Origin of the sequence: Mangrovicella endophytica (assembly GCF_002893625.1) — a bacterium.
Classification (GTDB): Bacteria; Pseudomonadota; Alphaproteobacteria; order Rhizobiales; family Rhizobiaceae; genus Mangrovicella; species Mangrovicella endophytica.
In genome coordinates this window covers 325,754-341,773 of record NZ_PKMZ01000003.1, presented here as the reverse complement: position 1 = coordinate 341,773, position 16,020 = coordinate 325,754, and the positions used below count along the sequence as shown (strand labels likewise).

Annotated in this window: 14 protein-coding genes; 3 read left to right on the top strand and 11 right to left on the bottom strand. The window is 68.7% G+C overall.

What is annotated here, in order from left to right; translation table 11 throughout:
* The first annotated feature begins 35 nt into the window (after positions 1-35).
* Together addB and addA are read left to right on the top strand one after the other, a co-directional pair.
* On the top strand, positions 36-3,158 hold the full coding sequence (gene addB / locus C0R46_RS10445; protein ID WP_102959553.1) for a double-strand break repair protein AddB: 3,123 nt from the start codon (positions 36-38) through the stop codon (positions 3,156-3,158).
* The gene (gene addA / locus C0R46_RS10440; RefSeq protein ID WP_102959552.1) at positions 3,155-6,823 is read left to right on the top strand and encodes a double-strand break repair helicase AddA; all 3,669 of its coding nucleotides are present in this window, start codon (positions 3,155-3,157) and stop codon (positions 6,821-6,823) included. The genes addB and addA overlap by 4 nt, the downstream gene beginning before the upstream one ends.
* 47 nt (positions 6,824-6,870) lie before the next feature.
* Here addA and C0R46_RS10435 read toward each other — a convergent pair whose 3' ends face one another.
* Positions 6,871-7,368 carry a hypothetical protein gene (locus tag C0R46_RS10435; protein WP_102959551.1) on the bottom strand — a complete coding sequence of 166 codons (498 nt, stop codon included), beginning with the start codon at positions 7,366-7,368 and terminating at the stop codon, positions 6,871-6,873.
* A gap of 42 nt (positions 7,369-7,410) precedes the next feature.
* Complete coding sequence (locus C0R46_RS10430) at positions 7,411-7,797, bottom strand: hypothetical protein (RefSeq protein WP_102959550.1); 387 nt, start codon at positions 7,795-7,797, stop codon at positions 7,411-7,413.
* Positions 7,798-7,967: 170 nt separating this feature from the next.
* Between C0R46_RS10430 and trxA the strand changes: the two genes are divergently transcribed.
* On the top strand, positions 7,968-8,288 hold the full coding sequence (gene trxA, locus C0R46_RS10425) for a thioredoxin (protein ID WP_102959549.1): 321 nt from the start codon (positions 7,968-7,970) through the stop codon (positions 8,286-8,288).
* A 91-nt stretch (positions 8,289-8,379) separates the two neighbouring features.
* On the opposite strand, the gene C0R46_RS10420 is transcribed toward trxA, so the two are convergent.
* From C0R46_RS10420 to C0R46_RS10380, 9 genes are all read right to left on the bottom strand, one after another.
* Positions 8,380-9,708, bottom strand: coding sequence for a bifunctional folylpolyglutamate synthase/dihydrofolate synthase (locus C0R46_RS10420; protein ID WP_102959548.1), 1,329 nt, complete (start codon positions 9,706-9,708; stop codon positions 8,380-8,382).
* A 34-nt stretch (positions 9,709-9,742) separates the two neighbouring features.
* Positions 9,743-10,672, bottom strand: coding sequence for an acetyl-CoA carboxylase, carboxyltransferase subunit beta (gene accD / locus C0R46_RS10415; RefSeq protein WP_102959770.1), 930 nt, complete (start codon positions 10,670-10,672; stop codon positions 9,743-9,745).
* 122 nt (positions 10,673-10,794) lie between these two features.
* Positions 10,795-11,631 (bottom strand): tryptophan synthase subunit alpha, encoded by an 837-nt coding sequence (gene trpA, locus C0R46_RS10410; protein ID WP_102959547.1) that lies wholly within the window; start codon positions 11,629-11,631, stop codon positions 10,795-10,797.
* The gene (cutA, locus tag C0R46_RS10405; protein ID WP_102959546.1) at positions 11,628-11,993 is read right to left on the bottom strand and encodes a divalent-cation tolerance protein CutA; all 366 of its coding nucleotides are present in this window, start codon (positions 11,991-11,993) and stop codon (positions 11,628-11,630) included. The genes trpA and cutA overlap by 4 nt, the downstream gene beginning before the upstream one ends.
* A 26-nt stretch (positions 11,994-12,019) precedes the next feature.
* Entirely contained in the window at positions 12,020-13,243 is a 1,224-nt protein-coding gene (trpB, locus tag C0R46_RS10400; RefSeq protein WP_102959545.1) for a tryptophan synthase subunit beta, read from the bottom strand.
* The gene (locus C0R46_RS10395) at positions 13,240-13,944 is read right to left on the bottom strand and encodes a phosphoribosylanthranilate isomerase (RefSeq protein WP_102959544.1); all 705 of its coding nucleotides are present in this window, start codon (positions 13,942-13,944) and stop codon (positions 13,240-13,242) included. The genes trpB and C0R46_RS10395 overlap by 4 nt, the downstream gene beginning before the upstream one ends.
* Complete coding sequence (locus tag C0R46_RS10390; RefSeq protein WP_102959543.1) at positions 13,944-14,543, bottom strand: hypothetical protein; 600 nt, start codon at positions 14,541-14,543, stop codon at positions 13,944-13,946. The genes C0R46_RS10395 and C0R46_RS10390 overlap by 1 nt, the downstream gene beginning before the upstream one ends.
* A gap of 46 nt (positions 14,544-14,589) precedes the next feature.
* Positions 14,590-15,345 carry a M48 family metallopeptidase gene (locus tag C0R46_RS10385; RefSeq protein ID WP_102959542.1) on the bottom strand — a complete coding sequence of 252 codons (756 nt, stop codon included), beginning with the start codon at positions 15,343-15,345 and terminating at the stop codon, positions 14,590-14,592.
* A gap of 127 nt (positions 15,346-15,472) precedes the next feature.
* Entirely contained in the window at positions 15,473-15,901 is a 429-nt protein-coding gene (locus C0R46_RS10380) for a DUF2852 domain-containing protein (protein WP_102959541.1), read from the bottom strand.
* Between the last annotated feature and the right edge of the window lie 119 nt (positions 15,902-16,020).

Here is a 16,020-nt window from a genome sequence, read left to right as displayed (position 1 = left end):
ATGCGAATCGCGGCCTTGATGCTTAGCTTGGCGGCATGCGCGCCAATGTCCTGTCGATCCCGCCCGGCCAGCCTTTCCTGCCGACGCTCGCCGCCGGCCTGATCGACGGCCGGGTCGTGCCAGGCTTCACCGCCACGGGCGATCCGCTGGCCCTTGCCGGCGCCACGATCTACGTGCCGACACGGCGTGCCGCACGCGAGCTCGGCGCCGCCTTCACGGCGCTCCTCGGCGGCAAGGCCGCCATTCTGCCGCGCATCCTGCCGCTCGGCGAGAACGACGAGGTGGGCCTCTTTGCCGCGGCTGGCGCCGGCGCCGCGCTTCTGCCTGTCATGGACGATCTGGAGCGGCGCCTGTCGCTGGCGCGGCTGGTGCGGGAATGGCGCTCGCGCACCAGGGAGGCCGAGATTGCCGCACTCGTCGGCGGCGAGATCGTGCTGCCCGCCTCGTCCGCCGATGCGCTGTGGCTCGCCCGCGACCTCGCCGTGCTGCTCGACGAGGCGGAGACAGAAGGCACCGACTTCCGCGCCCTGGCGCAGCTCGCACCCGAGCGGCTCGCCAGCTGGTGGCAGCTGACGCTGACCTTCCTGTCCATCGTGACCGAACACTGGCCGCAGGCACTCGCCGCACGTGGTCTTGCCAGCGAAGTCGGCGCGCGGAACGCCTGGCTGGTCGCGGAAGCGGAGCGTTACCGCCAGATCGGCAGCACTGGCCCGGTAGTGATTGCCGGCTCAACAGCGACGGCGCCCGCGACGCTCACGCTGATGCGGGCCGTGGCCAATCTGCCGCTCGGCGCCGTGGTGATGCCGGGGCTTGATCGCGATCTGTCGGAGCCCGACTTCGGAGCGGTCGATGCGGCGCGCTCGCTTGCCTCCGCCGGTCATTCGCAATTCGGCCTGAAACGTATCCTGGCCGGCCTGCTCTTGCCGCGCGAAGCCGTGACGCCGCTCGTTGCCGACACGGGGGAGAACGGCGCACTCCGGGCACGCGAAGCGCTTGTCTCCGATGCGCTGCGGCCGGCCGAGACATCCGATGCCTGGGCCGCCGTCCGGCGGCACGGTTCCGAGGCGACCACCGGCCTAGCGCTGATCGAGGCGGCCGACGAGGCAGCGGAGGCGCTGGCTGTTGCCTGCGCGATGCGCGACGCCCTGACCGATCCGAGTGCCACCGTGGCGCTGACGACGCCCGACCGCAACCTTGCCCGCCGCGTCGTGGTGGAGCTAAAGCGCTTCGGCATCGAGGCCAATGATTCCGCCGGCCGGCCGCTCTCCGCCACCGCACCCGGCGCGCTCCTGGCGCTTTGCATCGACGTGGCGCTGTCGCCCGGCGATCCCGTGGCGCTGATCTCGCTCCTGAAGCACCCGCTGACCCGGCTTGGCCTCACGGCGGCGGATGCACGCCGCGCCGCGCGCACGCTGGAGATGATCGCGCTGCGCGGCCAGGTCGGCATCGCCGACGCTGCCAGCCTTTCGCAGCTCTACGCCACGGCGCGAGCCGCCTCCGAGGCGGAGGGCGCCCGGCTGGCGCGCCCGGTGACGCTGATCTTACCCGAGGAGCGCGATCTGGCTGCGACAATGGCGGAGCGCCTGGAGACGGCGCTGTCGCCGCTCACCCGCCTGCGTGACGGCGCGCCGGCGGAGATTGCAGCTTTCGCCCAGGCTGTAACGCAGAGCCTCGAAGCCCTTGCCGCCGATCCGGATGGGGATGCCGCGCACCTCTATGCGACCGAGACTGGCGCGGCGCTCGCCGCCTTCCTGTCTGAACTGGTGCAGGCACCGGCCTGCGGCTTTGCCTTCGAGCCGGCCGAGCTTGGCGATGTCTGCGCCGCGCTGATGGCGGACCAGACGGTGCGCCCGCGCGGCGGCCTATCCGCCCGGGCCTTCGTCTGGGGCGCGCTGGAGGCGCGGCTGCAGAGCGTCGACACGATGATCCTCGGCGGCCTCAACGAGGGGACCTGGCCAGCGGGTGCCCGCAGCGACGCCTTCCTGTCGCGGCTGATGCGTGCCGAACTGGCCCTCGATCCGCCGGAGCGGCGCATCGGCCTTGCCGCCCACGACATCTGGATGGCGCTCGGCACAAAACGCGTGGTGCTCGCGCGAGCCGCACGGACGGGCGGCGCGCCCGCGGTTCCCTCGCGCTGGCTGCAGCGGCTGCTCGCGGTCGCCGGACCAGAGGCGGCCGAGCGGATGCGCCGGGAGGGGACCGTGTACCTCGACGCCGCACGCGGGCTCGACACGGCCGAGGACGCGCCGCGGATCGGCCGTCCCGAGCCGCGCCCGCCGCTGGCAGCGCGACCGCGCAATTACTCAATCACCGAGGTGGAGACGCTGATCCGCGATCCCTATGCGGTGCACGCCAGGCGCATCCTGAAGCTCGATCCACTCCCGGAGCTGATCCGCGCGCCGCATGCCGCCGAGCGCGGCACGCTCTTTCACGACATCCTTGCCGACTTCGTCATGGAGGGGATCGATCCGACAGCTTCCGATGCGGAGGAACGGCTGCTCGCGATCGCAGCCAGGCGCTTCGCCGAAGCCGCCTTGCCCGCCGACGTCGCCGCCATCTGGTGGCCGCGCATGCAGACGCTCGCCACCAACGTCGTTGCCTGGGAGCGCGGACGGGCCGGGGCGGTCGCCCGGCGCGACGCGGAGCTCTCCGGCCGCGCCGTCTTCGACGACATCGAGACGGTTCTCGCCGGGCGCGCCGACCGCATCGACCTGATGGCGGATGGTTCGGTGGAGATCATCGACTTCAAGACGGGCACCTCACCATCCCTCTCGCAGGCGCGCACGCTGCTGGCGCCGCAGCTGCCGCTGGAAGGAGCAATGACGCGGCTCGGCGCCTTCCCGGGCTTTGCCGAGGGTACCAGGGTCGCCGACCTCCTCTATGTCCGCCTGCGCGAACGCGAGTTCTACGACGAGCGGCTATCCCATATCGACAAGGCGACGGGCGAGCCGGTCACGGCCGAGGACCTGTCGGACAGCGCGCTGGAGCGGTTCCGTACGCTTGCGGCCGCTTTCCGCAATCCGGCGCATCCCTTCACGTCCCGCACCCGGCCGTTCCTCGCCGGCGACTTCTCCGGCCCCTACGACCACCTCGCACGAGCACGGGAGTGGTCGATCGGCGCCGATGGCGACACGGCGCTGGCGGAGGGCGAGGCATGACCGGCTTTGTCGTCAGCGAAGCGACACGCGCCGCGCAGGCGACCGCCTCCGATCCCGCCCTCTCCGTTTTCGTTTCGGCCAATGCCGGCTCTGGCAAGACGCATGTGCTGACCGAGCGGGTGGTGCGACTGTTGCTGGCCGGCGCCGAGCCCTCCAAGGTGCTGTGCCTGACCTATACCAAGGCCGCCGCCGCCGAGATGTCGAACCGGGTCTTCGCCCGTCTCGCCGCCTGGGCGACGGCCGATGAAGCAGCGCTGAAGTCTGAACTTAGCCGGCTCACGAGTACCGCACCATCGCGCGAAGCGCTGGCCGATGCCCGTCGCCTTTTCGCCAAGGCGCTGGACACGCCCGGCGGGCTGAAGATTCAGACCATCCATGCCTTCTGCGAGGCGATCCTCCACCAGTTTCCGCTCGAAGCCAACGTGCCGGGTTATTTCGAGGTGCTGGACGATGCCGAGAGCGCCCTCCTTTTGGCCGAAGCGCGGCGCCTCTTGATCACCCGCGCCAGTGACGCCTCGGCGCTTGGGCCCGACGCGGCGCTTCTTGCCGACAGCTTTGCCGAGGCCTTGTCGCTCGGCGGCGAGTTCGGTCTTGATGGACTGATCAGCGAGATCGTGCGCAAGCGCGACGCCATCCGCCGGCATGTCGAGGAGGCCGGCGGGCTGGACGAAGCGATCGCGCTCATGCGAACCGCGCTCGACGTCGGCGAGGACGAGGACGAGGCGGCGCTGCTGTCAACCGTCTGGCCGTGCCCACATCTTGATCCCGAAAGCTGCCGGGCGCTTGCGACTTCAGCTGCGGCGAGTTCCTCGGCCAGCGACGGCAAGCTCGCCACACGCCTTGCTTCCTTCGCCGAAGGTGGCACGGGCGGCTCACGGTTTGAGGCCTATGTCGCGCTGGTGCTGGACTCCAAGGGCTTGGTCCGAGCCTCGATCCGCGGCTTTGCCACCAAGGCTGTGGCGGCGGCCGTGCCCGATATCGAGGAGCGGCTCGCCCGCGCCGGCGAACGTTGCCTTGAGCTGCAGGAGCGGCTTGCTTCACTCCGCCTGTTCCGGGCGAGCCGCGCCGCTCTCGTCATCGCCGATCGGCTGGAGACGGATTATGCGGCTCTGAAGCGGCGCCGCGGCCGGCTCGACTTTGAGGACCTGATCGTGCGCACCGCCGACCTCCTGTCGCGCTCGGAAGCCTCGTCATGGGTGCACTACAAGCTCGACCAGGGCATCGACCACGTGCTGATCGATGAGGCGCAGGATACCAGCCCACGACAGTGGCAGGTGATGCGCCAGCTGGTGGAGGAGTTCTTCGCCGGCGCCTCGGCCCGCCCGGGCGTGCGGACCGTCTTTGCCGTCGGCGACGAGAAGCAGTCGATCTACTCCTTTCAGGGCGCTTCGCCAGCCATGTTCGCCGGCGAGCGGCGCGACCTCGAACGGCGCGCGGCCGAGGCCGCACTGACGTTCCGCCAAGTGGCGCTGCATCAGTCCTTCCGCTCTGCCGCGGACGTGCTGCAGGCGGTCGACGCCGTCTTCGCCGATCCGTCGAACCGCCGCGGCCTGTCATCGGACGGTGAAGCGCCGGTGCATGAGAGTGCCCGCGGCGCCGAGCCCGGCCTCGTCGAGATCTGGCCGGTGGTCCAGGCGGAAAGCGTGGCCGAGCCGCGGGACTGGCTGACGCCGCTGGACGTCCAGCCGGAGAACGCGCCGGCCAATCGCCTCGCCCAGCGCATTGCCGCGACGATCCGCGACTGGATCGGCCAGCCCGTCCGCCACAAGGGCGTGGTGCGCGCGATCACACCCGGCGACGTGCTGATCCTCGTGCGCAAGCGCAGCGGCTTCGTCGAGGCGATGAACCGGGCGCTGCGCGACGTCCGCATCGCTGTTGCCGGTGCCGATCGGCTGGTGATCACCGACCACATCGCGGTGCAGGACCTGATCGCGCTCGGGCGCACGGTCGCCAATGCCGAGGACGATCTTTCGCTCGCGGCGGTGCTGAAAAGTCCGCTCTTCGGCTTCAGCGACGACGAGCTGATGGCGCTGGCGCTCTCCCGCCACCGCGACGAAGGGCTTTATCTTGGGCTCCGCCGGCTGGCCGGCGCAGAAGGGCCTGCGCGCATCCAGTCGGCGGCCGTGGCGACGACGGCGGAGGCGGCGCTGCTCGCCAAGGCCGCGAACGCCTTCACTCGCCTGGAGAGCTTACGCGACCGCGCCGGTTTCGAGCCGGTTTTCGACTTCTACGCCCGTGTACTCGGGCCGGACGGGGGCCGCCGCAAGCTGATCGAGCGGCTCGGCCATGACGCCGGCGAGGTACTGGACGCCTTTCTCGATCTGGCGCTCGCGGAGGAGCGCGCCGGACGCACCGGGCTCGACGCGTTCCTCGAAACGCTCGCAGCCTCGCCGCCCGAGATCAAGCGCGAGATGGAGCACGGCAAGGACGAGGTGCGGATCATGACCATACACGCCTCCAAGGGACTGGAGGCACCGGTGGTCTTCCTGGTCGATCCCGGCTCGGCCCCCTCTTCGCACACCCATGGTGCGCGGCTGATGGAGTGGGAGGACATGCCCGGCCTCTATCCCGGGCAGCAGCCGGGCTTCCTCTGGCGGGCGGCCAAGCCGCTGGAGAACGGGGCGGTGGCTGCGCTGCGCGAGCGGGAGAAGAACCGCGCCGAGGACGAATACCGGCGGCTTCTCTATGTCGGCATGACGCGCGCGGCTGACCGGCTCGTCGTCTGCGGCACGGCCGGCGTCAGGGGGCCGCATGCCGACAGCTGGCTGCAGCGCGTCGAGGCGGCCGTCGGCGGCACCTGCCGCGAAATCCTTGATCCCGAGGGAAAGCGGGTCGCCTGGCGGTTCGGCTCGGCCGAGCCGGATTCAGCAGCCGCAATCGATGGCGCGGCGAACACTGGTGGCAGTGGCGCCAGGACGGCTGTCGATGGCCGCGAGGACGCGACGTACCGCGGCGGGCGCCGGATCGAACTCGCCCCGCTGCCGCCCGAAGTGCTGCCGCCGCGGCCGCTGACGCCGTCCTCGGCCGGCGGCGCGGCGCTGCTGGACAGGGAAGAGGACGTGCTTGCCGCAGCCGCTGCCGGCTATGTCTCGCCCGTGCTCGGCGATCCCGCCGCGATGGAGCCGTCTCAGGCCATTCAGCGCGGCCGGCTCGTCCACCGCCTGCTGCAGGTTTTGCCGGAGCTTACGCCGCAGGAGCGTCGAACGGCCGGCGAACATTACCTTGCAGCGTCCGCCGGCGGGTTTGCGGCGGAGGCGCGGGAGGCGATGCTGGACCAGGTCCTGGCGGTCCTCGACGCTCCGCATTTCGCGGCTCTCTTTGCGCCGGGCAGCCGCGCCGAGGTCTCCGTTGCAGGCCAAGTCGTTCTCGGCGAGCGGTTCTATCCGGTTTCCGGCACAGTCGACCGGATGGCGGTCACCGAGGAGGTCGTGACGATCGTCGACTACAAGACCAATCGCCCGGCGCCAACGACGCTCGAAACAGTGCCGCAGCCTCACATCCTGCAGCTCGCCCTCTACCGGGCGCTCCTGCAGCCGCTCTATCCCGGCCGTACGATCGAGGCGCTGCTGCTCTTCACCGAAGGGCCGACGCCCATCCCGGTGCCGGGAGAAGTGATGGAAGCGGCCCTGGCGGCGCGGGCGCGGAAGCTCGAGAAGGCGGCCTGATCCAGCCTCGGCAGGACAGCCCTCGCGGTTGCCCCGAAGCAGGGGTCTTAGCGACCGATCAGAAGGTCTCGCTCGGTGGCGAATACCCTTGCGCAGATATCGCCGAAGGACCGGTCGGCCACCATAGAGGTGAGAGGCTGCGTCAGCAGCTTCTCGTCGGTGTAGATGCGCATGCACTCGCCTCGCCAGTAGGCGTAGCGCTCCGGCTTGGCCCGTCGTCCCGCGGCGTCGAAATAGGACGCGAAGAGGGCGAGCGAAAATACCGCGGCGCAGATCGAGACGATGCTGCCCTTGGAACGGTCACTGGCGAAGAGATAGGCCGCTAGACCACCCATCAGCCCCAGCGTGGCGGAGATGATGTTGCCGACGACGCCGACGCGGCTCAGGCCTCCGGTCATACCTGCCGTCGTGGCGAGCGCCGCAAGACCGACGAAGACGAGCAAGGCCGGCCATCGCTGCTCCGCCGGTGTGAGGAAGGTGAGCGGCAGCCAGAAGACCAGCGCCGAGGCGGCAACGATCAGGAGCCAGTCCATCAGGAGCGGCATCGCGCTATCCCGGAGGGTTCGACGAAGCGAGTTTGCACAGGCTCACACCGGCGGAGCGAGGACGAGGTCGCCACGTTCGAGCAGCGGATCGGTGGATGCCGTCGGGTTCCCGGGGTCAAGGACCTTCTCTTGGCCACAGTAGGCTCGGATGAAGCGTTCCATCGCTGCGGCGTCCGGTCTGAGTTCCCACTGCCTAAGGCAGTCGTCGACGGCCTTCTTTTCTGCACTGGCGGCATCGCCCGGCGGTGGTGACGACGACGCTTCGCCCCCTCCCGGATTGACGGGCCGCTCATAGCCAGCCTGCGCGAACGCCGCCGAAGAGAGAAAGCCAAGGCTCAGAAGCGCGGCGAGCCAGAGGACTGCAGCCACAAAGACCCGCAAGCGCCGCTGAGGCGGCATCGCACGAAAGAAGCGACCATCCCGAAGCATGACAGCACCCGAGCTCGGCAACAACCAGCAGCTGCATCACCTACAGGATCACTGAGCATGGTGCGTGTCAAGGAAGCCGATCCGCCGACCGCTGCGTTCACGCCCCTCAGCTTGATTTGGCTCAGTTGGCCTTCTACCTAAGAACCTGAACGCCTCCCAAGGAGCCTCCCATGGCCACGAAGAAGATCGACAGCAACAGTTTCAAGTCGGACGTCCTCGACAACGCCAAGCCGGTCGTCGTCGACTTCTGGGCCGAGTGGTGCGGTCCGTGCAAGATGATCGCACCCAGCCTGGAGGAGATCTCCAACGAGATGAGCGCGGTCGAGATCGTCAAGCTCAACATCGACGAGAACCCGGACATCGCCGCGCAGTTCGGCGTCCGCTCGATCCCCACGCTGATGTTGTTCAAGAATGGCGAGCCGGCTGCCGTGCAGGTGGGTGCCGCGCCGAAGTCGAAGCTTGTCGACTGGATCAAGGGCGCTGCCGCCTGAGCGTGCTCTGTCGTTTCACGTGAATCGCAAAGCCCGGCTCTCATGCCGGGCTTTTTCGTATCGGGATTACCCGTTCGGGTCGGTCGCACCCTCAGCGAGGCGCAAGGCCGCTGAGAGCAAGGACGTCGCCGACGAGGTAGAGCGACCCGCAGATCAGGATGCGCGGCGCCGGATCGCCATCGCCCATCGATGCGATCGCTCTCACCGCAGCCTCGACGCTGTCGCAGGCATCGGCGTCGAGCCCGGCTTCGGCAGCGGCCTCGACGAGCCCCTCCGGATGAAGGCCGGCCTCCGACGAGCGGATCGGCACCGTGAACACGTGCCGGGCCATCCCGGCAAAGGCCTTGAAGAAGCCGACGGGATCCTTGGTGTTGATCATCCCGACGACGAGATAGAGGGGCCGCTGGACCTTGTCCTCCATATCCGCGATCGTTTCCGCGATCACCGCGGCGGCGCCTGGATTGTGGCCGCCATCGAGCCAGATCTCCGTGCCGGGCGGCGCCATCTCGACCAATGGACCGACGGTGATGCGCTGCAGCCGCCCCGGCCACTCCGCCTGCAGGATCCCCGCTTCGATCGCCGCGTCAGTCGGGCCGAAGCCGGCGTGGCGCAGCGTCGCGATAGCGGTGGCGGCATTGACGAGCTGGTGGCGCCCCGGCAGGCGCGGCAGCGGCAGATCGAGCAGGCCCTGATCGTCCTGATAGACCAGCCGCCGGTGCTCCTCGAAGGCGAAGAAGTCCTCGCCGTAGACGGTGAGCGGCGCACCGATGCGATCGGCGGTCGACTTCAGGACGTCCATCGCCGCCGCTTCCCCCTGCTGGCCGATGATGGCGGGAACGCCGCGCTTCAGGATGCCGGCCTTTTCCGCCGCGATCAGCTCGACGCGGTCGCCGAGATAGGACTGATGGTCGAGCGACACGGAGGTCACGACGCTCGCGGCGGGTCGCTCCATCACATTGGTCGCATCGAACCGCCCGCCAAGCCCCACCTCGACCAGCGCCGCATCGGCAGGATGCTCGCTGAACAGAAGGAAGGTGACGGCGGTGAGAATCTCGAAGACGGTGATCGGACGGTCGCCATTGGCCTTTGCCGCGCGCGCGACCGCATCCGCCAGCACCGCGTCCTCGACGAGCGAGCCACGGCCGTTCAAGCGGCCGAGGCGGTAGCGCTCGTGCCAGTGGACGAGATGCGGCGAGGTGTGGACGTGGACGGACCGCCCGTCCGCCTCCAGGATGGCACGGCAGAAGGCGACCACCGAGCCTTTGCCATTGGTGCCGGCGACATGGATCGCCGGCGGCAGCCGCGTCTGTGGCTCGCCCAGGGCGGCCAGGAGGGCGCGGATGCGGCCGAGCTCCAGATCGAAGCCCTTCGGGTGGCGCAGCATCAGGCTTTCGATCTCGGCCGTGGCGAGCTCTGTCATCGTGGATCGCGCTGCCCGAGTGAAGGTCGGCGGCTCAGGCCGCCTCGCCCGTAGTGACCGGCGTAACCACCTCGCCAACCGGCGGCTCGCCGAGCGGAAGCACGGCCGCGCCGACGTCCGAGCGGGTGAGAATCTTCAGAAGCGTCGCGATCTTCTTCTTCAACTCGTGCCGGTGGACGACCATGTCCACCATGCCGTGCTCCATCAGGTACTCGGAACGCTGAAAGCCCTCGGGAAGCTTCTCGCGGATCGTCTGCTCGATGACGCGCGGGCCGGCAAAGCCGATCAGCGCGCCCGGCTCGGCGATATGCACGTCGCCCAGCATGGCGTAGGACGCCGTGACACCGCCGGTGGTCGGGTTGGTGAGGACGACGATGTAGGGAAGCCCCGCCTCCTTCACCATCTGCACGGCGATGGTGGTGCGCGGCATCTGCATCAGCGACAGGATGCCCTCCTGCATGCGCGCGCCCCCGGAGCCGGCGAACAGCACAAGCGGGCGATGGCGCGCGACCGCCGTCTCGGCCGCCGTCACGATCGCCTCGCCGGCCGCCATGCCGAGCGAACCGCCCATGAAGGAGAAGTCCTGCACCGCCGCGACGATCGGCAGCGACTCGATCGACCCGGTGCCGACGAGCACGGCGTCCTCGAGGTTGGTCTTGCTGCGCGAATCCTTCAGGCGATCGACGTAGCGCCGCTCGTCGCGGAACTTCAGCGGATCCACCGGCACCTTCGGCAGCTCGATCGTCTCGTACTCGCCACCATCGAAGAAGGAGGCCAGCCGGTCCTTCGCGCCGATGCGCATGTGGAAGCCGGACGCCGGGATGACCCACTGATTGGCCTCGAGGTCCTTGTGGAAGACCATCTCGCCGGTTTCAGGGCACTTGATCCAGAGGTTCTCGGGAACCTCGCGCGGCGCCAGAAGGCTCGATAGCTTCGGGCGGACGTAGTTGGTGATCCAGTTCACGACGGTCTTCCCGTTGCGTTGATCGGGCCGCGGCAGGATTAAGCGCCACGGCATCATGCCGGGCCGGAGTGCCGGCGGCTGATGCCGCCCCTCCGGCCGTTCGGCTTCACATGGCCTTTCCGTCAGGCCGTGGCAAGGCGGGCGGCTCTCACGCCGGCGGCAAGATCGCGCACGATGGAGAGCACCGCTTCGGCCGAGCCGGTACCTGCCGCGCCCTTCGCATCGAGGGATGCCTCCAGGGCCGAGACGAGCGCCGAGCCGACGACGACACCGTCGGCAACGGCCGCGATGGCGCGAGCCTGCTCGCCGGTGCGCACGCCGAAGCCGACGCAGACCGGCAGATCCGTCTGCGCCTTGATGCGCTGGACGGCGCCGCCGACCTTGCCCGCGTCCGGTGCGGCTGAGCCGGTTATGCCGGTGATCGAGACATAGTAGACGAAGCCCGAAGTGTTCTGCAGCACCGCCGGCAGGCGCTTCTCGTCGGTCGTCGGCGTCGCCAGGCGGATGAAGCTCAGCCCCGCGTCGAGCGCCGGCTTGCAGAGTTCGGAGTCCATCTCCGGCGGCAGGTCGACGACGATCAGCCCATCGACGCCCGCAGCCAGCGCATCGTCAAGGAAGGCGTCGACGCCGTAGACATAGATCGGGTTGAAGTAGCCCATCAGGATGACTGGCGTGTCAGTGTCGCTCTCGCGGAAGCGGGCGACGGTCGCAAGCGTCTTCTTCAGCGTCTCGCCGCCGGCAAGCGCCCGCAGGCCCGCCTTCTGGATCGCCGGGCCGTCGGCCATCGGATCGGAGAAGGGCATGCCGAGCTCGATCAGATCGGCGCCGGCGCCCGGCAGCGCGCGCATGATCTCGAACGCCGTCTCGCCGTCCGGGTCGCCCGCCATCAAAAACGTCACCAGCGCTGGCCGCCCTTCACCCTTCAGCGCGCTGAAACGGTTCTCGATGCGTTTGGTCATGAGGGCGCTTTCGAAAGGTCGGCGGTCAGCGGGGCGGAACTGTCAGTCGAGGCGATACAGGCCTCTTCGATCCAGCTCAAGGTCGGGGCGTCCGCCACGGCTGGATGTCCGGTGATCGCCGGCGTCTCGTAGGGGTGCAGCTCCCGGATTGCCGCAGCCACGTGGTCGAAGAGAGCCTCGCGCGTCTTGATCGTCAGCGGCACCTCGCGGGCTTCCTCGACCGTGCCCTGCCAGCGAAAGACGCTGTCCACCGGCGCTCCGATCTGGCAGCAGGCGGCAAGGCGCCGCTCGATCAGGGCTCGCGCAATGAGACGAGCGCTCGCGGCATCCGGACAGGTGACCGTGATGTCGAGGGCCGCCATTCAGTATAGGCCGTCAAGCAGCGTGCTCAGAGCTCCAGCCCCATTGACGCGGCCACGGTGTGGACGTCCTTGTCGCCGCGGCCGGACAGGCAGAGCACGATCGACTGGTCGGGCCGCATCGTCGGCGCGAGCTTGGCGACATGGGCGAGGCCATGTGCCGATTCCAGCGCCGGGATGATGCCCTCGAAGCGCGTGCAGAGATGGAAGGCTTCCATCGCCTCGGCGTCTGTTACCGGCACGTAGTTCACCCGGCCCGAATCCTTCAGCCAGGAATGCTCCGGCCCGACGCCGGGATAGTCGAGGCCGGCGGAGATCGAATGGCCTTCCAGGATCTGACCGTTCTCGTCCTGCAGGAGATAGGTGCGGTTGCCATGGAGAACGCCGGGGCGCCCGCCGCTCATCGAGGCGGCGTGGCCGTTCGGCACATCGAGCCCGTGGCCAGCCGCCTCGGCGCCATAGATCGCCACATCCGGATCGTCGAGGAAGGCGTGGAACATGCCGATGGCATTGGAGCCGCCGCCAACGCAGGCGACCACCGCATCCGGTAGCTTGCCGGTATCCTCCAGCATCTGCTGGCGCGTCTCGGTGCCGATCACCGACTGCAGCTCGCGGACCATTTCCGGATAGGGATGCGGGCCGGCGGCCGTGCCGATGAGATAGTAGGTGTCCGCGACATTGGTCACCCAGTCGCGCAGCGCCTCGTTCATGGCGTCCTTCAGCGTGCCCGCGCCGGCCGTGACGGCGCGCACCTCGGCACCGAGCAGCTTCATGCGGAAGACGTTGGGCTTCTGGCGCTCGACGTCGGTCGCGCCCATGAAGATGACGCAGGGCAGGCCGAATCGTGCGCAGACCGTCGCCGTCGCGACCCCGTGCTGGCCGGCACCGGTCTCGGCGATGATCCGCGTTTTGCCCATCTTCTTGGCGAGCAGGATCTGGCCGATGCAGTTGTTGATCTTATGGGAGCCGGTGTGGTTCAGCTCCTCGCGCTTGAAGTAGACTTGAGCGCCGCCGAAATGCTGGCTGAGCCGCTCGGCGTGGTAGAGCGCCGACGGACGGCCGACATAATGCGTCGCAAGACTGGTGAGTTCGCCCTTGTAGTCGGGGTCGACCCGCGCCTCTTTCCAGGCGCGCTCGAGGTCGAGGATCAGCGGCATCAGCGTCTCGGCGACGAAGCGGCCGCCATAAAGGCCGAAGCGGCCTTCCTCATCCGGTCCGGTGCGGAAGGAATTCGGGGTCAGAGGCTGGTTCATGGCTGCACTCCTGCCGCGGGGCTCTGCGCCACGCCGGCTTGGGCCGGTCCGAGGCTGCGCGCCGCGTCGATGACGTCGAAGAAGCGGTGGATGAGGTCGACGGACTTGACGCCGGGCGCGCTTTCCACGCCCGACGACACGTCGATCCCGAAGGGGCGGATGCGGGACAGCGCAACGCCGACATTGGCAGCGTCCAGCCCGCCGGAAAGAACATAGGCGAGACTGGGATCCAGTCCACCGAGCAGGCTCCAGTCGAAGGCGACCCCGTTGCCGCCGGGCAGGACAGCGCCCTTTGGCCGCTTGGCATCGAGGAGCACGCGGTCGGCGACGGCGGCATAGTCCGGCACGCGTGAGAGATCGGCCGCGACCGCGACTGGCAGCGCCTTCATGATCTTGAGCCCCGAGCGACGCGCCACCTCGGCCACGCGCTCAGGCGTCTCGCTGCCATGCAGCTGCAGCCAATCCGGCTGCACGGTGGTGGCGATGGCATCGACGAGCGCATCGTCGGGGTCGACGGTGACGACCACCGTCTCGGCGCGTGCACCGACCGCCTGGCGCAGCGCTGCCATTGCTTCCAGCGAGAGGTGACGCGGGCTCGCCGGAAAATGCACGAAGCCGATCTGCGTCGCGCCACGCGCCAGCGCCGCCTCGATCGCATCGAGACCGCTCAGGCCGCAGATCTTCACGTCAACAGGTTCCATCAGCCGTTCTTCACCGTCAGCGATCCGGTCTCGACCCGGTCCGCAAAGCCCGAAATGTCCAGGATGCCGTCGAAGCGATCGAAGCGGCGCCGCCAGTCCGCGTGGCGGGCGGGATCGATGCGGTCGCAGAGCGACGGCGCACGGGTGATGTAGCGCACCGCGAGGTCGCGCGTCACCTCCCTATCATAGCGGAAGATCGCATCGTAAATGCCGAGATAGATCTTCACGAGCTCCACATTCTGGCTGCCGATCGTGACGGCCGCCTCGGCGATGGCCTCCTCGGACGGCGCCTTCTTGAACCGTGCAATGAAGGCGTCGGCCACCATGTTCCAGCCGATATAGACCAGCGCGCGCGGATCGACCTCACCCTGCTCGATCGCCGGATGCTGCGCGATGGCCTGCATGCGGTCGGCATTGAGGACGACGGTGACGGCGTTGAACATCTGCACCTTCGTCAGACGATCGAATTGCGCGACGTCGAATTCGGCGAAAGGCGTCTTCACCTTCTCCAGCCGCAGCGAGCCGCCCGACCGATGATACCAGCCGGCAGTCAGCAGTGCGGCATAAAGCCCGAGTACGAAGGTGACGAAGCCCAGCATCGCGCCGCCCGGTCGGTCGAGCCGTCATTATGCGCCTCACGGCTTCTCAGTCAAAAGCGACTGCATGCAGCGAGGCTCCATGGGTCTTCAGCCAGGCGCGGCCCTCGTCCATGGCAGGGCACAGCGTCCGGCACAGCGCCCAGAAGCCGGCGCCGTGATCCATGTGGCGGAAGTGGGCCACCTCGTGCGCGGCGAGATAGTCGAGAACCTCCGGCGGCGCCATGATGATGCGCCAGGAGAAGGCGAGCCGCCGGTCGTGGGTGCAGGAGCCCCAGCGGCTGCGTGTATCCTTCAGCGTCATTGCCGCCGGCTTGAGGCCGACAGCCTCGGCGTGACGATCCACCGCGGCCTGGAGGTCGCGCCGCGCCTCCCGCTTCAGAACGTCGGCAACGCGGCGCTTCAGATGCGCAGCCTCGCCGCCGACCACAAGACGCAGGGTCTCGCCGGCCTCCTCGAACCGGGCCGCGCGCTGCCCGGGCTCATGCAGGATGAGGAGCGACCGGCCTCGAAACGGGATGGTCGCGCCGGGCTCCACGACCGTGCGGCTGCCGATGCGACCAAGGCGCTCGGCGGCCCAGTCCTGATGGCGTTCGAGGAAGGCGAGGATCGTCGCCGTGGTGGTGCGCGGCGGGGCGGTGACGACGAGGCGATCGCCGCCGGGCGCGATCCGCAGCACCAGCCTTCGGGCCCGCGGATTGTGCCGAACGCTGAGCGGCACCAGCGCCGCACCAACCGGCACGCTGTCCGGCAACGGCACAGCGGGGCGCGAGGGACGCAGGAGCTTCGGCAGGAGCCTTTTCATGCACGCTCGGACAAGAGATCAGGCGAATCGCCACTGGTGCAACCGCTTCACTTGATAGCAGACGCGAAGAAGGCGGCGAGCCCTTCCGAGCCGCCGCCCTCAACTAGATCTCCGGTCAGGCGAAGCCTCAGCCGTCGATCACCTCGGAGCCCATGTCCGGCGTGCGCCGGTTGCGCTCGCGCATGAAGCGATCGAACTCCTCCTGGTCCTTGGCCCGACGCAGTTCGCGCGCATAGGCCTCGAACTCGGCGGAGGCCTCGTTCAGCTTGCGGCGCTCCTCGTCGAGGCGCTTCAGCTCGGCATCGCGCCAGTCGTCGAAGGCGACGTTGCCGGTGCGCGCCTGGGCGAAAGGCGCACCGCTGCGGGCGCGCCGGACGCCGCACATGAACCGGTCGGTGGAGCGGTTGACGTCGTGGCGGAACGCCTCGAGCCGCTCACCCCACAGGATGTAGGCGAGGACCGCGAAACCAAGCGGCCAATAGATCATGAAGCCGCCCACCATCAGGGCGATCGTCGCGGGGGTCCAGGCCGGACGGATGAGTGCATGCGAAGTCATCGAGCGTATCCCTTTCCATCGTCTCGGCGCTGCGGCTGCAGCGCGTGGCGGCGTGGATGAACCGCGACGAATCGCAGATGGGATCGCCGAAATTTGCGTTCAACGATGCGGCGAGGATT